Origin of the sequence: Moritella sp. 28, from assembly GCF_018219435.1 — a bacterium.
In the GTDB taxonomy this organism is placed as follows: Bacteria; Pseudomonadota; Gammaproteobacteria; order Enterobacterales; family Moritellaceae; genus Moritella.
Genome location: NZ_CP056121.1, coordinates 2,672,481 through 2,693,949 on the forward strand (window position 1 = coordinate 2,672,481; position 21,469 = coordinate 2,693,949).

Annotated in this window: 16 protein-coding genes; 7 read left to right on the plus strand and 9 right to left on the minus strand. The window is 38.9% G+C overall.

Going from position 1 to position 21,469, the window contains the following annotated elements:
• Positions 1 to 20: 20 nt before the first annotated feature.
• From pepN to HWV02_RS11980, 4 genes are all read right to left on the minus strand, one after another.
• Positions 21 to 2,633, minus strand: a complete 2,613-nt coding sequence (pepN, locus tag HWV02_RS11965; protein ID WP_211687919.1) for an aminopeptidase N — start codon at positions 2,631 to 2,633, stop codon at positions 21 to 23.
• A 91-nt stretch (positions 2,634 to 2,724) separates the two neighbouring features.
• Positions 2,725 to 4,725, minus strand: a complete 2,001-nt coding sequence (prc, locus tag HWV02_RS11970) for a carboxy terminal-processing peptidase (RefSeq protein ID WP_211676050.1) — start codon at positions 4,723 to 4,725, stop codon at positions 2,725 to 2,727.
• Between the two features lie 113 nt (positions 4,726 to 4,838).
• Entirely contained in the window at positions 4,839 to 5,471 is a 633-nt protein-coding gene (proQ, locus tag HWV02_RS11975; RefSeq protein ID WP_211671634.1) for an RNA chaperone ProQ, read from the minus strand.
• A 205-nt stretch (positions 5,472 to 5,676) separates the two neighbouring features.
• A complete protein-coding gene (locus tag HWV02_RS11980) occupies positions 5,677 to 5,988 on the minus strand; it encodes a YebG family protein (RefSeq protein WP_211676051.1) in 312 nt (103 codons plus the stop codon).
• 247 nt (positions 5,989 to 6,235) lie between these two features.
• Between HWV02_RS11980 and HWV02_RS11985 the strand changes: the two genes are divergently transcribed.
• The 7 genes from HWV02_RS11985 (at position 6,236) to HWV02_RS12015 (ending at position 17,384) form a co-directional block, all read left to right on the plus strand.
• Positions 6,236 to 6,844 (plus strand): paraquat-inducible protein A, encoded by a 609-nt coding sequence (locus HWV02_RS11985; RefSeq protein WP_211676052.1) that lies wholly within the window; start codon positions 6,236 to 6,238, stop codon positions 6,842 to 6,844.
• Entirely contained in the window at positions 6,831 to 7,454 is a 624-nt protein-coding gene (locus HWV02_RS11990) for a paraquat-inducible protein A (protein ID WP_211676053.1), read from the plus strand. The genes HWV02_RS11985 and HWV02_RS11990 overlap by 14 nt, the downstream gene beginning before the upstream one ends.
• Complete coding sequence (locus HWV02_RS11995; RefSeq protein ID WP_211687921.1) at positions 7,441 to 10,155, plus strand: PqiB family protein; 2,715 nt, start codon at positions 7,441 to 7,443, stop codon at positions 10,153 to 10,155. The genes HWV02_RS11990 and HWV02_RS11995 overlap by 14 nt, the downstream gene beginning before the upstream one ends.
• Positions 10,156 to 10,247: 92 nt before the next feature.
• Complete coding sequence (gene rsmF / locus HWV02_RS12000) at positions 10,248 to 11,708, plus strand: 16S rRNA (cytosine(1407)-C(5))-methyltransferase RsmF (RefSeq protein WP_211676055.1); 1,461 nt, start codon at positions 10,248 to 10,250, stop codon at positions 11,706 to 11,708.
• Positions 11,709 to 12,012: 304 nt separating this feature from the next.
• On the plus strand, positions 12,013 to 12,651 hold the full coding sequence (locus HWV02_RS12005; protein ID WP_211676056.1) for a DUF2760 domain-containing protein: 639 nt from the start codon (positions 12,013 to 12,015) through the stop codon (positions 12,649 to 12,651).
• Positions 12,648 to 14,477 carry an Hsp70 family protein gene (locus HWV02_RS12010; RefSeq protein WP_211676057.1) on the plus strand — a complete coding sequence of 610 codons (1,830 nt, stop codon included), beginning with the start codon at positions 12,648 to 12,650 and terminating at the stop codon, positions 14,475 to 14,477. Before HWV02_RS12005 ends, HWV02_RS12010 begins: the two co-directional genes overlap by 4 nt.
• A gap of 96 nt (positions 14,478 to 14,573) precedes the next feature.
• Positions 14,574 to 17,384, plus strand: a complete 2,811-nt coding sequence (locus HWV02_RS12015; RefSeq protein ID WP_211676058.1) for an Hsp70 family protein — start codon at positions 14,574 to 14,576, stop codon at positions 17,382 to 17,384.
• A 123-nt stretch (positions 17,385 to 17,507) separates the two neighbouring features.
• Here HWV02_RS12015 and HWV02_RS12020 read toward each other — a convergent pair whose 3' ends face one another.
• The 5 genes from HWV02_RS12020 to mltG all read right to left on the minus strand — a co-directional run bounded on the left by HWV02_RS12020 (position 17,508) and on the right by mltG (position 21,401).
• On the minus strand, positions 17,508 to 17,759 hold the full coding sequence (locus HWV02_RS12020) for a DUF2960 domain-containing protein (RefSeq protein ID WP_211676059.1): 252 nt from the start codon (positions 17,757 to 17,759) through the stop codon (positions 17,508 to 17,510).
• Positions 17,760 to 17,990: 231 nt separating this feature from the next.
• A complete protein-coding gene (locus tag HWV02_RS12025) occupies positions 17,991 to 18,764 on the minus strand; it encodes a TatD family hydrolase (RefSeq protein ID WP_211676060.1) in 774 nt (257 codons plus the stop codon).
• Position 18,765: 1 nt separating this feature from the next.
• Entirely contained in the window at positions 18,766 to 19,695 is a 930-nt protein-coding gene (holB, locus tag HWV02_RS12030) for a DNA polymerase III subunit delta' (protein ID WP_255546782.1), read from the minus strand.
• A gap of 46 nt (positions 19,696 to 19,741) precedes the next feature.
• Positions 19,742 to 20,386, minus strand: coding sequence for a dTMP kinase (tmk, locus tag HWV02_RS12035; protein WP_211671655.1), 645 nt, complete (start codon positions 20,384 to 20,386; stop codon positions 19,742 to 19,744).
• A gap of 16 nt (positions 20,387 to 20,402) precedes the next feature.
• Positions 20,403 to 21,401, minus strand: coding sequence for an endolytic transglycosylase MltG (mltG, locus tag HWV02_RS12040; protein ID WP_211687923.1), 999 nt, complete (start codon positions 21,399 to 21,401; stop codon positions 20,403 to 20,405).
• Positions 21,402 to 21,469: the final 68 nt, after the last annotated feature.

A 21,469-nucleotide genomic window follows, 5' to 3' on the forward strand; every position in this document is an offset into this window, starting at 1 on the left:
AATATTTCTGCGGTGTAGAGTTAAGCTAAAGCACGGTCTATCTTTTCAAATAGGTCAGTGGCTAAACCACCAAGCTTACTTAAACGGATCAGTTGCGCTTTCATTAAAGCTTGGCGCGTTTGATCAAATTTCTTAAATTCAATAAGCGGCGTAATTAATCGAGATGCAATTTGCGGGTTACTGCTATTCAACTGACATAAAATATCCGTTAAGAAAACATAACCACTACCATCAATCGCATGAAAAGCGCTGGTGTTATGTGCAGAAAAACTACCCACTAATGAACGCGTTCGATTTGGATTAGCTAAAGAGAAGCTAACATGGTTCAGTGTATTTTTAACGACAGAGAGGCAGTTTTCACTTGGGCTAGCCCCGATTTGCGAAAACCACTTATCCATCACTAACCCATCATGAGACCAGGTGGTTTCAAATGCAGCCATCATGGTTTTAAAGCAAGGTAATTGTGCTTTATTTGCAGCACTTATCGCCCCCATGGTATCGGTCATATTATCTGACTGTTTAAATTGAGCTAATACCAATTCATTAACATGAGTAACGCCCGCTAATGCGATATATTCAAGGCACACATTTTTTAATGAGCGTAAAGCAATATGTGCATGCTCTACTTCGTAAGCACGTTTAGGCATGTCAGCATAAATAGAGGCGCAGGTTGTTGCAACATTAACAGCGATTTCAGCTTTAATAAAAGCAGTCACTGTCAGTAAGGCGTCGACATCGACTTCGTCAAACAAGCCCATTAAACTGTTCGTCGATGGGAACTGCAACATCTCAGCTTTTAAGGCTGGGTCGAGCTCTTCATTGCTCACTAAATCACGGAACGCTTGCCCAAACACTGCGGGTAAAACAAGATTCTGTTTATCACGAATACGAGTTACATTTTCAATCACATGCTTATTAATCAATAGCTGTGATGCATCCCAACGTGCAAAATCATTACTCGCATGAACCATTAGCATTGTAAGCTGCTCATTGGTATAAGCATAGTTAAGCTTAACTGGCGCTGAAAACTCTCTAAATAAGCTTGGTACTGGTGCAGACATTACATTTTCAAACACAAAATCTTGCTGCTTTTCAGTAAGATTTAGAATATTGTGAACGCCCTCACCCTCAAATATTAATTCAATCTTGCCGCCCTGCGCGTCAAGTAATTCAATATCAACAGGAATATGAAGTACTTGTTTTACTTTTTGATCAGCAGTACTTGGCGTATGTTGTTGCATTGATAACGTATAAATATTGCTTTCAGCATCGTAATGATCTGTCACCGTTACTTGCGGGGTACCTGATTGTGAATACCAGTTTTTAAATAAGGTGAGATCTACGCTAGATGCATCTTGCATGGACGCAACAAAGTCATCGCACGTCACGGCTTGACCGTCATGACGTTTAAAGTAAAGATCCATACCTGCACGGAAATTTTGTTCACCAAGAAGCGTGTGGATCATGCGGATAACTTCTGCGCCCTTATTATAGACTGTTGCAGTGTAGAAATTATTCATTTCAATCACAGACGCTGGACGAATTGGATGTGCCATTGGCCCTGCATCTTCAGGGAATTGTGCAGAACGTAAAATTTTAACGTTTTGAATGCGGTTAACTGCACGCGAACCCAAATCAGAGCTAAATTCTTGGTCACGGAATACCGTGAGGCCTTCTTTCAAACTTAACTGGAACCAATCTCGACAAGTAATGCGATTGCCCGTCCAGTTGTGAAAATACTCATGACCAATAACAGCTTCGATACCCAGATAATCAACGTCCGTCGCACTCGCCGCATCTGCTAATACATATTTAGAGTTGAATACGTTAAGCCCTTTATTTTCCATTGCCCCCATGTTGAAGAAATCAACGGCAACAATCATATAAATATCGAGGTCGTATTCTAAGCCAAAGCGGTCTTCATCCCATTTCATTGAACTTTTCAAAGATTCAATCGCATGATGACCTCGCGATAAGTTACCCTTATCTACAAACAACTCTAATTTCACATCACGACCAGATGTCGTGATGTAGTTATCACGTAATACATCAAAATCACCCGCAACCAGCGCAAATAAATACGCCGGTTTCGGGTAAGGGTCACGCCATTGAACCCAATGACGACCATTATCTAATTCACCACGATCAACACAGTTACCATTAGATAATAAATAGGGGAAAGCCGCTTTGTCAGCCGTGATCTTAGTACTAAACACAGCCAGTACATCAGGACGATCAAGATAATAAGTGATTTTTCGGAAGCCTTCAGATTCACATTGCGTGCAGAATGCGTCGACGGATTTATACAAGCCTTCTAAACTGGTGTTTTCCTGTGGATTGACTTCCGTCTCAATGATTAATACACATTCAGAGGGTAAATCAGAGATGATCAGCTGATTATCTTTAACTAAGTAGTTATCAATACGATGACCATCGATAGACACTGATAATAATGTAAGGTCAACACCGTCTAGTATAAGCGGGTCATTATGACTACCACTACGACGAAGCTTACTGATCGCAACAATTTTAGTGTTGCTATCATCAAGATTAAAATCAAGATCGATATTGTCTATGAAATAATTGGGAGCTGTATAGTCTTTTAAATGCTTAGCATTAGGCATAACTGTCATTTATAGTCCTAATCTATCGACGGATAGAGACGTAAAAATAAAGGAAAAAAGTGCAGCATCCCGCTGCACTTGAAGTAAAAATAGAGGTGGTTTAGCTAGATTTGCTTAAATCAATCGCTATGTTGGCTGCTTCTAATAAGAATGTATCGTCAAACTCAAAGTCCTCTGGTTTATCATCATATGATTTAACCGCAGGTAATTCCTTTCGTGCTAAGCGTTCATTCAAACGAGTTAAACGAATCGCTTCACTCTCTTCTCGTTCTTTAATACGTACAGACTCTTTTAAAGAAATTGTTTTACTATCAAGTTCCTGTTTATATTTAAGAATATCTTCTTGGATATAACTAAACTCAGGATTCACAGCAACACGCTTGTTGTGACTTTCAGTTAACTTATTCACTTTTGACTGCAATGCTAACGATTGTTGATAGCTTGCTTTACGGATATGGTCCCAAGCCAGCGCATTATCTTCAATTGACTCACCAGTGTCTTCGGGTTTCACTGCCGATGGAAAGGTAATGTCAGGCAGCACACCACGTAATTGAGTGCTACCACCGTTAATACGGTAGAATTTCGATATAGTATATTGCACACTACCGATTGGTTTGTCATATAAATCGTACAAACGTGCTAAGGTTCTGTGCTGTTGTACAGTGCCCTTACCAAATGTTTGCTCACCAACAATGAGTGCACGGCCATAATCTTGTAATGCTGCAGCAAAGATCTCAGACGCTGATGCACTATAACGGTTAACTAATACAACAAGCGGACCATCATAGTACGTTTTTCCATCACGATCTTCGAGCACATTTACCTTATCTCTCGCATCACGAACCTGTACTGTCGGGCCTGAATCGAAGAATAAACCTGAAAGTAAGTTTGCTTCTTTTAATGCACCGCCACCATTATCGCGTAAGTCGACAATAATAGAGCTCACATTATCTTTTTTAAGCTTTGTTAATTCAGTCAGTACATTTTCAGTTAAACCGTCATAGAAACTTGGTATTTCAATAACACCAACCTTCTCGCCTTCAACATCGATAACGTTCGATTTTGCAGCACGGTCTTCTAAACGTACTTTATCGCGAATTATTTCCACGATTTTATGCTTGGCACTCGCACCTTCGCCACGTATGATTTCGAGACGGACTTTTGTGCCTTTAGGGCCTTTGATCTTGTCGACGACATCATCAAGACGCCAGCCAACAATATCAACAATCGTCTTATCATCTTGCGCAACACCAACAATTTTATCTTCTGCTTTGAGTTGCTTAGTTGCAGCAGCAGGGCCACCAGAAACCAAAGAACGAATAACGGTGTAGTCATCAACGGTTTGTAATACTGCCCCGATCCCTTCTAAAGAAAGGTTCATTTCAGTTTTGAAACGATCCGCATTACGTGGGGATAAATAAGACGTGTGCGGTTCGATACTCCGTGCGTATGAGTTCATTAATGTTTGGAACACATCTTCACTTTGTGTCTGTTTTAAACGCTTAATGGCAGTATCGTAACGTTTGCGCAGTAATTTTTGAATCTCAGGCCAGTCTTTACCGGTTAATTTTAAATTAAGTGCTTCATATTTAACTTTCTGGCGCCATAACTCATTTAATTCATCAGTCGACTTTGCCCAGTCTAATTTAGATGTGTCAAAATAATACGCATCATCACTATCAAACTTGATTTCAGTATCAAGTAACGTTAATGCGTATGCAAAACGTTCATAACGACGTTGAAGACCTACAGTATAAATATCATATGCAGGTGCAAGTCGACCTTGACGAAAATCTTTTTTAAACGACAGAGCGTATTTATTAAAACTATCGATATCACTTTGCAAGAAAATGGTGCGATAGGCATCAAGTTGCTTTAAATAACGATCAAAAACTTCGACAGCAAAACCGCTATCAAAATCAACCGATTTATAATGCGAACGAGTAAAGAGATTAACAAGACGTTTACTTGCTTCAGAATGCTGAGCTTCTTGCTTTAATGTAGGGAGTTCTTGAATAGAAATGGCAGGGTCAAATGCAAAAGCATGCGTGGCCAATAGTACCGAAGCACTGATAAAAGTTCTTTGTAAAACTTTTTTCATTAAAAATCCTTTTGAGAATAAGTAACGCTAAACTCATAATAGTCAAGTATTAGCGAAATTTCATATATTTAGCTAACACTCGACCATTAAAAATTCAGAACACTCTTATTGCTTTATACAAAAAGGTGCTCTTTTTTTACTTTTAGAGAAAGTCCAGATAGCAGTTCAACTTGAACACCATCTTTAGATACTTCAACGATAGTTGCTTGTACCGGTGCTTTACCAATTACAACTTTGACAGATTGACCTGATTTAAGTTCAGCCTCATTTACAGGGCGTTCAACTTTAACTGTAGGCTTTTGATCTACTTTAGGTGCAGATTTTTTAGCTACTTTTTTAGGTGCTCTTTTAACAGCAGGTTTTTGCTTTTCAGCTTTTGCCTTTTGTTCTGCATTTTTCTTATTACGTTCAGCGAAAAATTTAGTTTTGCTTTCTTCAAGTGTTTTTTGTGCATGCTCAATGTGCTCTGCATCTAAAACACCTGCGTCGTTGCCATCTAAGTCAACTCGTACAGCATCTTTTTTAGCGCCGTGAAGGTAACGCCAGCTTGCAGTATACTGACGAAGTGCCGTACGTAATAATGTTTTACTAACTTTATCATCTTCTTTTAGACGCTCAGCTAGATCTTGAAAAATGCCAATTTTTAGCGGTTTAGCTTCGCCCTTTGCAGTGAAACATTTTGGGAATATTTCTACCAAATAAGCGATAACTTCTTTGCTATTTTTTAGCTTTTCAATGTTTTCCATGAATTACCTTAAATTACTTCTAATTGTTCTGATATAACAAAATTGTAATCTTGCTATATCGCATGTATAAAATTTATCGCTATTATAGAGCGATTGCAATTAAATGCTATCTTTAATCCGCCAACTTAGCCCAAAAAGGTGTTAAAAAATAACTCTTCCGGTGATTTTTTATGCTTTGACAAACAATAATTAAGCGTATGAAAGATTAATCAGCTTCTTTTCCTTCCGTAACTTTTGGCGATTTTTTAGCTTTTGGTGCCTTTTCTTTATTCTCTTCAGTCGCGTTCAATTTACCACCTTTCAAGATTACCTGTAGCGAAGCACTATTTTGTGCCAAGTATAATGCTAACTCTTCTGTAAGACGGTCATCAATTTCAAGTGATGACGTACCGATAAAGTCTGTAAGACCATCCGCCACATCTAACATCTTGTCATATGCATCCGCTTCTTTTTTACTTGTAGATACCATTTTTTCCACACCATTCCGCTCAACTACATACTTTACTATTACGGCCATAAACTAATTCCCTAAATACACTGTATATTATGACAGTGTATTTAGTATTCCCTGTTAATTCAAGTCACTGATCATAAAATATGCCCGATTCAAGTTAAGGCAGACTAATTAAGTCAAATAATAATCAGAATCATGAAGGATAAACTTGTGATACTGTTGATATTTGCAATAAAATAATGCTATTAATGAACGGAATATGATTGTGCTAACTTTAAAAGCATAGTGAATTAACTATTGGCGGGTGTAAATGTCGAATATTAATGTCTGTAATAAATGTGATCTTATTGTTGATCATATACCTATTGCAAAAAATAGGCATGCACTGTGCCCCCGTTGTAATTCGTTATTATATACAAATAATGCTTTTTCCATTAGCGCCATATTAGCTCTTTCACTAACCGGGCTTATACTTGTTGTTATTGCAAATGTGTTTCCAATGTTCACGATCACCATGCTCGGGGCCGAAGAATCAGCGACACTCATTCAAGGCGCTTGGGCCTTATTACAAAAAAAGTCTTACTTCGTCGGTTTACTCGTTATTTTTTGTAGTTTTATTGCGCCCTTTCTATTTTTATCTTGTCTCGTACAAGCTTGTTTATTACTACTAACTAAACGTAATACACCACAGCTCATATTATTACTCAAACTCGTTAAGTTTTTTACCGAATGGAGTATGTTAGAAGTTTATCTTGTTAGTTTTTTGATCGCTATATTTAAACTTTCTGACATTGCTGATATCCAATTTCAGTTAGGTTTACTTAGCTTTGTTTCACTTATGTTTATTTCTAGCCTTATTATGTATGGACTCAACCTAGAAATCTTCTGGCAGAAAATGGAGAAAAATGCAAAACGCTAAAGATAATAAAATTGCCCAATGTCATGAATGTAACTTATTAATCGATGTGAAGCAGGATGTTAAACGACAACGTTGTCCGCGTTGTTTCACGCGTGTTCATTTTCGTATACCACGTAGTATCCAAAAAACATGGGCACTCTTGATTACGGCGGCAGTGATGATGATTCCGGCCAATTTTTTACCGATAAGTACGCTAACAAGTGCTGGTCAGTCTACGCCAGACACCATTATGTCTGGTACCATCGCACTCGCAAAAAGTGATGATTTAGGTATTGCGATAATTATATTTATCGCCTCTATTTTAGTTCCCCTATTTAAAATAATAGGTTTAATGCTGATTTTATTATCGATTCAAAATAAAATATTTATTACACAAAAACGAAAATTATTACTATTTAATGCAATTCATTGGATCGGTAAATGGTCCATCATGGATTTGTTTGTTATATCGATTATGGTCGCGGTGCTCAACCGAGGAAATTTACTCTCAGTTGATCCCGGATATGGAGCAACTTGCTTTGGGTTGGTTGTTATATTAACAATCCTCGCCGCAGAAAGTTTTGATACACGTTTAATTTGGGATTTAAACCATACAAATGAAAGAAAATAACGAACCACAAATGCCGGATAACTGTAATGCACCTAAACCTGTGTTACATAAGCCGAATGTGATGTCGCCAATATGGTTGTTACCCATTGTAGCAGTCATACTAGGACTCTACCTTATGTACCAAAGCATTACCCAAGCCGGTATCGAGATCCGTGTACACTTCTCGAATGCGAATGGCATTGTCGCTGGTAAAACACTGGTTAAATATCAAGGCTTAATAATAGGTAAGGTAAAAAACATCGCGCTAGATGACAACCTTAAAGGCGTTTACGTCACTGCTGAAATTGATAATAAAGCAGAACAAGTACTGCGCCGTAACACACAATTTTGGCTCGTTGCGCCAAAAGCCTCTATTGCAGGAATTTCAGGTTTAGACGCCCTAGTAACAGGAAACTATATTGACCTTTTACCGGGTGATGGTGAATACAGTGTCAAATTTACAGCGATACAGAATGCGCCGAACAATCCGCCAGATGATGAGGGGTTGATTGTGCATTTAACAGCTGACAAGCTTTCATCTGTGCGCCCTGGTTCAGAGATTTTCTATAAGAAGATCCCTGTCGGTCAAGTACATAGTTTTACGCTGGATAAAAAAACCGATGAGATCCTAGTCGAAGCCGTAATAAATAAACAATATAGCTATCTTGTTAAAGACACATCTCGATTTTGGAATGCAAGTGGTATTAACGCTGAGTTTGGGGTTGATGGCGTAAAAGTAGAAACAGAAAGTTTAACAGCCATAATCAGTGGTGCACTTGCATTTGATTCACCGCCCATTGGTAAACCAGCAAGTGATAATCAAATATACCCTCTATATAACAGCATTAGTGATGCACAGCGTGCTGTTCAAATTGAATTCAAATTAAGTAACAGTAATGATATTAAAATAGGTAATAATATTTACTTCAACGGCTTGAAAGTCGGTGAAATAACACAAGTAATGACACAACCATTAATCCCGACGACACAAGGCTCGCCATCTGTCGCCACCGCAATTGCCGATGTTGATCCTGACGTTGTAGACCTGTTTCGTGACAGCACACAATTTTGGGTTGAAAAAGCAAACCTGTCCCTTTCTGAAAGTAAAAACATTGTGAATTTAGTCACTGGTAATTACATTCTCTTTACGCCAGGCCAAGGTGAATTACGGACTACGTTTGATTTAGTGTCAAACGTAGATGATCTTATTCCACATAAACAAATATCGATTACCGCTAACGATGCTAACGGCTTAGCCGTAGGTAACAAGGTTTATTATAAGAATTACCCTATTGGCCATATTAGTCATGTGAGCTTTAATACTAAAACTAACCTAATTGATTTAAACGTTAATCTTTACCAAGACTATGCGCATTTACTTACCCCATCATCACGTTTTATCAATGTTAGTGGTGTATCGGTGAATGCGAGTATATCTGGCATAAACGTTAAATCCTCCCCCATCGCAGCCTTAGTCAGTGGCGGTATTGAACTGGTTAACAACCCTGCGTTTAAAGCCAAAAGAAAAGAACAGGGATACCGCCTCTACCCTAATTTAGCACTTGCTAAATTAGGTAACAACGCCTTCAAAGCAAATAAGACGGTTACCTTAGTCAGTAAACCAGACCATGTTATCTCTAACGGCGCACCTGTATATTACCGTAAATTAGTTGTTGGTACCGTTGCAGATTTTCATTTAGCACCCGACAACGAACACGTCATTATCACGCTTGATATTCTTAGCCAATATGCACACCTTATCAACAAAAACAGTGTGTTCTGGGATGTATCAGGTATTGAAATATCTGGTAGTTTAAGTAACTTACAAGTTCAAACAGAGTCATTATTAACCATTGCCGCAGGTGGTATTAACTTCGATAACATCAAACCTGTCAATAACAATAAAATGAGTCTTGCCAAGTCAAGATTGAGCCATTATAAACTTTTCAAAAGCTTTGCTGCGGCAACTGATAACCGCCCAACAGTCACGCTAACGTTTAATTCTGGTTCAGACATTAACATTGGCACCGAAATAAAACATAAAGGTATAAAGGTTGGTGAAATCAGCAGTATTAAACTTAAAGTTGACCAAGGCTTTGTTGAAGCAACGGCTAAATTAGAAACTGATTACGCTAACTATTTTGCACGTCAAGGCAGCCTATACTGGTTAGAAAATATAGAAGTAGGCCTAGATGGTATTAAGAATGCGAATACTTTAATTTCAGGCGCATTCATCAACGTAACAAAAGGCACAGGTAATGAAGCTCACCGGTTTAACGTACTCAACGCTGCGCCGGATATCGCAGCTGAAGATGCAGGCTTATCGGTGACACTAGTAAGTAAACGATTAATGTCATTAACAGCTGGAACCCCCGTTTATTACCGTCAGGTAGAAGTTGGCTCAGTTACGCACTCTGAATTGTCGGCGCTTAGTGATAAGATATTAATTACGCTTAATATTCTGCCAGAGTATCAACACCTTGTTCGTAACGATAGCCAATTTTGGGCGGTATCAGGGTTTAATGTTGATATTGGTTTAACTGGTGCAACCCTAAAAGCTGAATCATTAAAAACGATTCTGGCTGGCGGTATTGCGTTTGCGACACCAAATCCAGATAAAAATAGCAAATTAGCTGCGCCTTTCACACAATTCAATTTGGCACAAGAAGTTAATCCCGACTGGTTGATGTGGGACACCAAAATCCAAAAGCCCGCTAAATAAGAAATAATACCCCGCTACGACGAGTTTCATAAACTTGAAGTAGCTGGGGTATATGGTAAAATGCCCGCATCTTTCTAAATTGAGCCCGCAAAGTGCATTCCAATATAAAACTGCCTGAAGATTACCTTACACTAATGGGTAACATTATCCCTGACCATCTTTCTATGGACGACTTTATTGCTTGCTGTAAAACACCATTGAAAACCAGTGTTCGTGTTAACACGCTTAAAATTTCTGTTGAAGAATTTAAACAATTAGCAAAAACCAAGCAATGGGCACTCACATCAATCCCTTGGTGTGAAGAAGGGTTTTGGTTACAACAAGAAAATACAGATACCAAGCTAGGTAATAGCTGGGAACATATCGCAGGTCTTTTTTATATTCAAGAAGCCAGTTCAATGCTACCTGTTACTGCGTTATTTAAAGAACAAGTATCAGGTGCGACTGCGCAATACAATACCATTCTTGACTGCGCATCAGCGCCTGGTTCAAAAACAAGTCAGATTGCTGCACTGTGTAATAATAATAATTTCATTGTGGCTAACGAATTATCATCTAGCCGATTAAAAGTATTAAGCGCGAATATCAAACGCTGTGGTATTAAAAACATTGCTCTTAGTCACTATGATGCGAATGTATTTGGTACTTGGTTACCTGAAATGTTTGATGCTGTGTTACTTGATGCACCTTGTTCAGGTGAAGGCGCAATCCGTAAAGATGATAAAGCGATGCTTAATTGGTCGTTAGGCAGTATTAATGACATTGCGGATATTCAGAAAGAATTAATTGAAAGTGCATTTAAAGCCTTAAAACCCGGTGGCACATTAATCTATTCAACCTGCACATTAAATCAAACTGAGAACCAAGCCGTTTGCCAACACCTCCTCGATTTGTATCCTGATAACGCAGACGTTATCCCGCTTACCGACCTATTCCCAACGGCGAATGATTGTTTAACTGCAGAAGGTTTCTTACATGTCTGGCCACAAATTTATGACAGTGAAGGTTTCTTTGTTGCTAAATTCACTAAAAAAGAATCACTTGGTCTACGCCCGATTAAAAAGAAAAAACGCTTAGTATTCCCGTTTAGCCCAGTTAGCCGTCTCGAAAATGACGCAATTCGTGATTACTTCCGTGACACCTTTAATTTTGAATTTGAGAGTGGCGTCTTCTATCATCGTGATAGTGAGATCTGGCTATTCCCGAAAGAATTCCCAGCGTTCATCGGTAAATTCAAATTCGATCGTATCGGTATTAAAATTGCTGAGAAATTTAAAAAAGGCTTCCGTGCACAACATGAATGGGCGCGTACCTTTGGTCATCGATGTGATAGAAACGCCGTGTCACTTGATATTGAGCAAGCTAAACAATATATCATGGGACGTGATATAAACTTTGCAGATGTAGACATCGATAATTTAGATGACTTACAGGGTGAACTTGTTGTATTACTCGAAGGTAGTGTGCTTGGTTTAGGTAAACGTGTTAATCAGCGTTTAAAAAATAACTACCCGCGTGACCTAGTTCGTGATAACAATTTGTTTAACGAATAATATCACGATCGACAACACGATAACTTAATGGCAATTTGATATACGTAAATAATTTACTATATTTAATATTACAAGAATACCTATTTCCCTAAGCTCAGTACAAGGATTTGTATTGGGCTTTTTTTTATTTTTTTTATAAATAACTCTCCTTGAAAATACGTTTCTAATTATTCCAGCTAAAATGGCTATTCTTTGTTCCTAACTACTAGGTAAATAAGCTAAAAAATCACATTATGCTTCGTTACATAAATAACTATGATAAAATCGCCGTTAATATTGATTTATACAAACTTGAGTAAAATATATGAACTTCGACCTTACTAACATCACTGAACTACCTGCCGGTCCTGATGCAGCGCATATCGCCCTATTCGCTCTGACTTTAATCCTATTATTAATTACCTTAGTTCGAGGTGGTAAAAAGACTGTTGAAATAGAAAAGATTGTTGAAAAAGAAGTACCAGTTGAAATAGAGAAAATAGTGGAAGTAATTAAACACGTAGATGTTGAAAAAATTGTTGAAATAGAAAAATTTGTTGAGATTAAAGCACCATTACAAGAAGCAAGCCCAGCTGCCGCATGTCAGCTTTTATCACTACTACAAAATGAAGCACGTTTTGTTGATTTCATTCAAGAAGACTTAACGGGTGCAACGGATGAACAAATTGGTGCAGCAGCACGTATCATCCATACTGGTAGCAAAAAAGTAATTAATGAATACTTCACCTTCACGCCGATCCGTACTGAAGAAGAAGAAAGCCAAGTAACTGTCGCTGAAGGCTTTAATCCATCAGAAATCAAACTGATTGGTAACGTACTTGGCAGCGCGCCTTACCGTGGTATTTTAGTCCACCAAGGCTGGAAAATCAGTAACGTGAACCTACCTAAACTGGCACAAGGCCACAATGCTAACATCGTAGCAGCAGCAGAGGTTGAACTATGAGCGACATCACTATGAGCGAAATAGCCGCACAATACAGTATTGGTATCGATTTAGGTACAACACACTGTGTATTATCATACATCGACCTTACCGACGAAAGTGATCAAGCAGCTAAGCAGTTGTTTGCAATCCCCCAACTATCAGCACCAGGTTCTGTAACAGAAAAATTCCAATTGCCTTCATTTGTGTACCAGGCACATGCCGAAGAGATCAGCCAAGATCAAACGCCATTACCATGGGATGGTGAAAATACAGCCCTTGTTGGTGATGTTGCACGCCAACTTGGTTTAAAGACCCCTATCCGCTTGGTATCAAGTGCCAAGAGCTGGTTAAGCCATGCGACCGTTAGCCCACACGATGCGATCTTACCATTCTCAAGTCCTGACGAAGTTGAAAAGATCTCCCCTGTAACAGCGACAAGCCAATACTTAAACCACCTAGCTGCAGCTTGGAATGATGCACACCCAGATGCGCCAATTTCAGAACAGGATGTAACAATCACCATCCCTGCTTCTTTCGACCCAGCAGCACGTAACTTAACGGCGCAAGCAGCACAAGATTTAAATCTTAAACATTTAAATCTACTTGAAGAACCTCAAGCGGCAGTTTATAGCTGGTTAGAAGCATGCGGTGACGAATGGCGAGACCAAGTCAATGTTGGTGATACCATCTTAGTGGTTGATATTGGTGGTGGTACAACGGATTTATCATTAATTTCTGTTGAAGAGTCTGAAGGTAACTTAACGTTATCACGCGTTGCTGTAGGTGAACATATCCTACTTGGCGGTGATAATATGGATCTTGCCCTTGCATATCGTCTAAAAATGAAGTTAATGCAAGAAGGCAAGCAGTTACAACCTTGGCAAATTCAAGCCATCACACATGCGTGTCGTGATGCTAAGGAACAACTACTATTAGATAATGACATAGAAGCAATGCCAATTGTTATCCCTAGTCGTGGCTCTAAGTTAATTGCTGGCACTATGCAAACTGAATTAACACGTGAGGAAGTACACCAAACTATCTTAGATGGTTTCTTCCCTGCAACTGCTGTGACAGATATGCCACAACAGAATACGCGCACAGCATTAACACAGATTGGTCTACCGTATGCACAAGATGCGGCAATCACTAAGCATATTGCTCACTTCTTGAATAAACAGCATGGCGCACTAGAAACCGATGCCGGTGACTTCATCAAACCAACGGCAGTATTGTTTAATGGTGGTGTGTTTAAATCTGATGCTATCAGCACTAAGCTAATGGGTATTATCAATGATTGGTTAATTACAGCTGACGTTGAAGAAGAAGCAACACTATTAACGGGGATTGATTTAGATCTTGCTGTTGCGAATGGTGCTTGTTACCACGGTTATGCGAAACATGGTAAAGGCGTTCGTATTAAAGGCGGTTTAGCGAGTTCATACTATGTCGGTGTTGAAAGCTCAATGCCCGCCATCCCTGGCTTCGAACCGCCACTTGAAGCAGTTTGTATTGCCCCATTTGGTCTCGAAGAAGGTTCAAATGTTGATGTAACTACACACCAGTTTGGTTTAGTTGTCGGTCAACCGGTTAAATTCAAGTTCTTTGGTTCAACAGTACGTCGTGACGATGTGGTTGGTACGCACCTTGATTTCTGGCAACCAGAAGATCTTGAGCAACTACCTGATATCGAAGTATCGCTCGAGACAAGTAGCCGTAACAGTGGCGATGTTGTTCCTGTATCGCTTTCAGTGACTGTGACTGAAGTGGGTACTTTAAAAATTGAAGCGATTGCTGATGATAGCGACGAAGCTTGGGAAATTGAATTAACTGTTCGTCAATAAACATGATCTAACATAATCATTACACAGTCGTTATATTGATAAATGTGTACTTAACTCAGGGCACTTTGCCCTGAGTTTTATTATATGGAGTTTTTAATGCCCTCACCTGTTTCTAAAACAGCGCAATATGTAATTGGCATCGATCTTGGCACCACCCACAGTGTTCTTTCTTATAAAAATATCGATGATTATCAAGCCAGCGCTTCTGTATTTCTCGTTGACCAATTGGTTGGTCCTGGCGAAGTTGCAAGAAAACCGTTACTCCCTTCATTCCGCTATCATTTTAATGACAACGAAATTGCCCCAACTGATTGTATTCTACCTTGGAAAAAAATTAATTTTAACGGTGAAATAGCGAATGTTATTGTTGGTCAATGGGCACGCGATTTAGGCACAAAGACCAAAGGCCGTTTAGTTTCGAGTGCCAAGAGTTGGTTATCTCACCCAAGTATCGATGCACAAGCAGCCATTCTCCCTTGGGCTGTTGAAGATAACATTGAAAAAGTATCGCCAGTCATTGCCAGTGCAAGCTACCTTGCACATTTTCAAGCGTCTTGGAATTATCATAATCCAGAGCACTTACTTGCCGATCAAAATATTACTATCACTGTTCCAGCCTCTTTTAACGACACCGCCCGTGCATTAACTCTCGCCGCTGCAGATCTCGTTGGCTTAACAAACGTGACGCTATTAGAAGAACCACAAGCTGTTTGTTATGACTGGTATCACCGAAATAAACAAGCTAAAACAGATTTGATTGAACACGATAAAACCATGCTTGTATGTGACATCGGTGGTGGTACAACGGATTTAAGCTTAATCGAAATGTCATTAGATCATGGCGAGCTAAATTTAAATCGTGTCGCAGTTGGTGATCATTTAATGCTGGGTGGAGATAACATCGACTTAGCGTTAGCCCATATTGTCGAATCAAGAATATCACCAGACCAACGTTTAAAATCTGCAGCATTAGGACAACTAATACAGCAGACACGCCAAGCAAAAGAGCTCTTTTTATCCGAGCAACCACCAAGTACCACATCAATTACGCTGCTGGGTCGTGGCTCTAAGTTAATTGCGCAGTCTAAAAAATGTGAACTCACTAAAAATGAAGTCATCGATATGGTGTTTAATGGCTTCTTGCCCAATAGCGCGTTTAACGAATTACCAACGCACAGAAAAAATGCGGTTGTGGAATTTGGTTTACCGTATACCTCGGACCCTGCGATTTCAAAACATATTGCCGAATTCATCCATACTTATTACGATATAGACGCAGCCGACGATTACGATACCGCTGTCGTACCAGCCGCAATGCTTGTTAATGGTGGTATCTTTAATAGCCAAAAAGTAAAACTGCACATTGAAAAAGTATTATCGGGTTGGAAGCAACAAAAAGTTCAGATGCTACACAATGGTAACCCTGATTTATCAGTTGCATATGGCGCTGTTGAATTTGGCTTTGCCAAAATGGGTAAACAGAAACAAATTGGCGGTGGTAGTCCTCGAAATTACTTCATTGAAATAACCGATCGTTCTGGTACACCACAATCTATTTGTCTATTGCCGAAAGGCACAGAAGAAGAGCACGTTATCAATTTAGATAGCCGTTTGTTTTCATTAACTATTGGTGAACCCATTCGTTTTAATCTTGCTACCACAAGCTATGAAAGCAATTTAAAACCTGGTGACATTATTGATAAAGAGTTTGAAACAGAACTAAAAGGTAAAACGCCGTTACCACCTTTTGTCGTCACGATCCCTGAGCACAAAGATCACAAACGTTTTGAGTCAGTGTATTTGTCTTGCAAGTTAAGCAGTATTGGTACCCTACAACTTGAATGTGTGAGTGAAACCAACAGCAATCAACGCTGGGCATTAGAGTTCTCTGTTCGTCCAAGTTTAGCAAATAAAAAGACTAATGATGATGCTAAAGATATCAATGCGATTAAACAGTGTCACCCTAATCTCCCTGAGGCAATTAAATTAATTGAAGCTGTGTATGGTGCAAGTAGTAAAAAAAGCGATCCTAAATTGGTTAAATCATTGCGTAACGACCTTGATAAACGTTTAGGCAAACGCGATACTTGGGACACAGACCTATTACGTGAACTTGCTGCGCCGTGCTTACAGTTTGCTAAAAACCGCCGCCGTACCGAGCAGCATGAACGTAATTGGTTAAAACTAACAAGCTTCCTGCTGCGTCCTGGCTTTGGCTACCCAGCTGATGATTGGCGTATTGAACAAATTTGGCCAATATTTAAATCAGCTATTCAATATAATAAATCAACCCAGTCATGGAGTGATTGGTGGAATTTATGGCGCCGTATTGCTGGAGGCCTAAATGAACAACAACAGATCGAAATATACGATACTCTTTCAGTCTACTTTGTTGAAGACAGTAATAAACATGCCAAAATCATCAATCAAGCGAAACAACGCAGCTATGATGATATTATTCGACTTGTCGCCTCACTAGAACACATTCCAGTGGCGCTAAAAGTTGAATTTGGTGAATACTTACTGGCTAAATTAAAGAAACCACAAAATCAGCAATTACATTGGTGGGCATTAGGTCGTATCGCATCTCGTGTTGCTTTTTATGGTAGTCAACATAATGTTATTCCCCGCCATATCGTTGAAACATGGTTAAATACATTACTTGAAGCTAATTGGCAAAAAGAACCGCACATTGCTTTTGCAGCCGTAATGATTGCCAGAAAAACCGGTGATAGAGAAATGGATGTTCAAGATAAGGTAAGAGATGCTGTGATAGAAAAATTAACGCAGAATAAATTATCGGAAGCTTGGTTAGCATTAGTAAGTGATGCACAGACGTCTGATGAAACAGTAATAAAGCGTATCTTTGGTGATAGCCTCCCTACAGGGTTAACCTTACTGTCGTAATATTTTAGTCATTGTTATTTTAATAGGTGGTCTTCGTTTTGACCACCTATTGTTTAGCTTTAACAATTCATTAATTACTAAAACTATTTATTCATTACTAAACTATTCATTTCATACAAATAGTTATTCTTCAATACCGTCTTTAATAAACCAAACATTACTAAAGCCTAATTTAGTAAAATGGTTTTTACGGAATTCTCTTACGGCTTTCGTACCTTTCGATACATCTTCAACTTGTTTTTCCATAATCATATATTGCGTTAGATCGATTCCTTCTTCTGCAGCAACCGCTTCATAGATATGGTGAAACTGTCGGTATGAGAATGGAATTTTTTTATCTTCTTGTTTATAAGTATAACTAACTAGGTGGGCCAAAATGCCTCCAAATAATGATTAAATTCGATATCACATGTCATTAATATCGAGGTAGTACTGTAATTTATTAAGGTTGTACTGTAACTAATTAACATAGTTCTGTTAATTTATCGACGTGTAATATTAAACAGTGCCGTAAATTTATGTGGATAATACCACACTCAACTCAGTCGTCAAAAGTTGAGTGCGGTATATAACCAAGTTACGTCAAGATACTACATCAGGTCGATATTATTTTTTAGCGTTGAACAGCTTAAAGTAGTTCTCTGTCGTTGACTCTGCTAATTCTTCGAAGGTGACCCCACGTAAATCGGCAACAAATTCAGCTACAGCACGAACATAAGCAGGTTGATTTTCTTTACCACGGTATGGTACTGGTGCTAAATAAGGTGAATCAGTCTCAACTAACAATCGATTAGTCGGGATTGTTTTAACCACGGCTTGTAAATCTTTTGCTGATTTGAACGTCACGATACCTGAAATAGAAATATAAAATCCCATTTCCAATACCGCAGCAGCCATTGCATCTGATTCAGTAAAACAGTGGATAACCCCACCAATTTTCTCTGCACCTTCTTCTTTTAAGATACGGATGGTGTCATCAACAGCACCACGCGTATGAATAATCAGTGGTTTATTAAGTTCAATTGCAACTTGAATATGATTACGGAATGATGCTTGCTGGATATCTTTGTTTTCAGGTGAATAGAAATAATCTAAACCTGTCTCACCAATAGCGACGACTTTTTCATTTTGTGCTAATGCCAATAACTCTGATTTTTCGTATTCATCTTCAAGATTAAGTGGATGAACACCACATGATGCATGAATATTGTCAAATTCAGCTATCAGCTCAATCATAGTTTTGAAGCGGGGTAAAGTCACAGATACGCTTAATAAATGTGATACGCCACGTTCTGTCGCTTTATTAACAACATCGGCAAGATCTGTATGAATGGTATCGTAATTTAGGCCATCTAAATGGCAATGAGAATCTACTAACATATTAATTTATGAATCTTTTTAGTTTAATTAAAAATGACAGAATCAATGTTTCAGCCGTTAAATTATTATTTTGCATTAATAACTGACGAAGCTCTGTCAACTCTGATTGTAGTTGAGTAATTTTGTCTTGAGATAACAGCGTTGAGAAGTGTGTTAACCATTCAAGTTGGTCTGTATTAACAATATAATCAACGCCTACACCCCGATTAACTTTCTGTAAATCAAGTAAGATAAACTGTAACCACGATAGCTTCTCTAATGTGCGGTCTGTAATGATCTCACACAATCGCGTAATCGCAGCTGGCTGTTGTGTCAGTAACGCTATATTCGAGAATATCTCTCTACGCAAATCATCATCGCCGTTGTTTAAATAATTTAGCGTGTGTAAAGGTGCCCCATGATTAATGCGGATAGCAGTCAATGTCGGGTTCTCTATCGGGAACTGCTGCTGTAACCATGACAGTGTTTCCTGCTCCGGCGGCGCTGGAAGGTGTAGCTTTTGACACCGGCTATAAATTGTCGGCAATACTTGTGACTTATTTTCAGCCAACAAAATGATGTAGCTACCATTACTTGGTTCTTCTAATGTTTTAAGTAATGCATTAGCAGAGGCTAAATTAAAGCTTTCAGCATGCTCGATAATGACTACCTTGTTACCAGTAAGTTGTGAATACTCATTTAATTTCTGACTAATGAGCCTTATTTGATCAACACCAATCACTTTACCGGGTTCAGTTGAAACCAAATAATAATCAGGATGTACACTGGTCTCGAATAACTGGCAAGGGTGACATTGGTGGCAAGGCTCCCAACCAATAGGCTCTTTACATAATAAAGTTTGGGCAAGTGTCTGCGCATACGACAGTTTACCCATACCGCTAGCACTGGTAATAAACAACGCATGATGTAAACGACCTGCAGTCATTTGCATTTGCTGTTTTTCCCAGTGAGGTAATAACCAAGGATATAGCATTTAATTATTCAACACTTTCATTATTACAATTAGCATTCGCCGTTAATACATCACGGATTTGCGCCTGAACATTATCAATATTCTGTCCCGCATCAACACTATAAATAGTGTCATCAGCGGCTGCAAGTTCTTGGTATTTTGCACCAATACGCTGGAAGAAAGACAGTTGCTCTAATTCAATACGGTCTAATTCACCGCGTACTTTTGCGCGTTCTAAACCAACCGCGGGATCGATATCTAACAATAACGTCATATCAGGCTTGAAGTCACCAATAGCGACTTGACGTAGTGTATTCAACACACCAATATCAAAACCACGGCCGCCACCTTGGTAAGCAATAGAAGAAAGATCATGACGATCTCCCACAACCCATTGGCCTTTCGCTAGGGCTGGTTTAATTACATTTTCCACTAATTGGGCACGTGCGGCATACATTAGCATTAATTCGGCTGATTCAGTCAACGGCTCTTCGGTATCGACTTCTTTCACAATAGCACGCATCTTTTCGGCAAGTTTCGTTCCGCCTGGTTCACGTGTGGTGATCACATCTGTGATCCCCTGCTCCGCTAGCCAATTAATAACGGTGCTTACTGCAGTACTTTTACCTGCGCCTTCGAGGCCTTCGATTACTAAAAATTTAGCTTGCACAATAACTCTCTTCAATTTATCTTTTTAAAATGTATTTACGAACAGCACGATTGTGCTCTTTTAAATTTTTTGAAAAATAATGACCGCCGTCACCACTTGCAACAAAATATAAATAGCTTGTTTTGGCTGGGTGTAGTGCTGCATCAATAGACATTTTACCCACCATCGCAATCGGTGTAGGCGGTAAACCTCTAATCACATAGGTGTTGTAATCTGTTTTTTGACGTAGGTGTTTACGACGAATATTACCTTTATACTCATCACCCATGCCATAAATCACGGTTGGATCAGTCTGTAAACGCATACGTCTGTTCAATCGATTAATAAACACAGACGATACAGTCGTTCTTTCGCTTTCTAATCCAGTCTCTTTCTCGATGATAGAGGCAAGAATCAGCGCCTCATAAGGTGTTTTAAGCGGTAAGTTTTTATCTCTTGTTTCCCACGCTGCATTTAAATAAGCTTGAAGTTTTTTATGTGATTTTAAATATAATGTTGAAACTAACGTCCCTTGCGGATAAAAATAGGTCTCAGGCAGCATCAAGCCTTCAAGCTTTGAGTTTTCTATTTGTAATAATTGCGCTAATTCTACTTCAGATAAGTCAGCCGTATCATCAATAATCCCCGTTGCTTGTGTTAACTGCTTGCGCCATTCTTTAAATGTTGAACCTTCAATGAAGGTGATTTTATACTGGAACTCATCCCCAGACACAAGGTGCTCGAATAATGTTTGGAAATTCCAACCTGCAGTTACTTTATACGAACCAAGTTTAATATTGGTAATACCTAAGTGTTGTTTAAAAAAGAGGCGTAAAAAAACTTTAGATTCGAAGTTACTCTCCGCAATCATTTGATTAGCAATTGATTGCGCGGTATCACCCGAAGAAACAGTAAGGATATGATCTGTTTGTACACGTTCAACAGACACAAATGATTGATAGCGTGAATAGAAAAGTACACCTGCAATCAATAGAATAGTAAATAGTAAGGAAATAGCAGTAATTATCTTTTTCATAGCTCGATGCATAAATTAAATTCAAGCACACATTTTACACCAATGAAAAATTGTTTGATACATGCAAG

Coding starts and splice junctions, on each gene's coding strand:
- pepN (WP_211687919.1), bottom strand. CDS start 2,633: ATGACAGTTATGCCTAATGCTAAGCATTTAAAAGACTATACAGCTCCC.
- prc (WP_211676050.1), bottom strand. CDS start 4,725: ATGAAAAAAGTTTTACAAAGAACTTTTATCAGTGCTTCGGTACTATTG.
- proQ (WP_211671634.1), bottom strand. CDS start 5,471: ATGGAAAACATTGAAAAGCTAAAAAATAGCAAAGAAGTTATCGCTTAT.
- HWV02_RS11980 (WP_211676051.1), bottom strand. CDS start 5,988: ATGGCCGTAATAGTAAAGTATGTAGTTGAGCGGAATGGTGTGGAAAAA.
- HWV02_RS11985 (WP_211676052.1), top strand. CDS start 6,236: ATGTCGAATATTAATGTCTGTAATAAATGTGATCTTATTGTTGATCAT.
- HWV02_RS11990 (WP_211676053.1), top strand. CDS start 6,831: ATGCAAAACGCTAAAGATAATAAAATTGCCCAATGTCATGAATGTAAC.
- HWV02_RS11995 (WP_211687921.1), top strand. CDS start 7,441: ATGAAAGAAAATAACGAACCACAAATGCCGGATAACTGTAATGCACCT.
- HWV02_RS12005 (WP_211676056.1), top strand. CDS start 12,013: ATGAACTTCGACCTTACTAACATCACTGAACTACCTGCCGGTCCTGAT.
- HWV02_RS12010 (WP_211676057.1), top strand. CDS start 12,648: ATGAGCGACATCACTATGAGCGAAATAGCCGCACAATACAGTATTGGT.
- HWV02_RS12015 (WP_211676058.1), top strand. CDS start 14,574: ATGCCCTCACCTGTTTCTAAAACAGCGCAATATGTAATTGGCATCGAT.
- HWV02_RS12025 (WP_211676060.1), bottom strand. CDS start 18,764: ATGTTAGTAGATTCTCATTGCCATTTAGATGGCCTAAATTACGATACC.
- holB (WP_255546782.1), bottom strand. CDS start 19,695: ATGCAAATGACTGCAGGTCGTTTACATCATGCGTTGTTTATTACCAGT.
- mltG (WP_211687923.1), bottom strand. CDS start 21,401: ATGAAAAAGATAATTACTGCTATTTCCTTACTATTTACTATTCTATTG.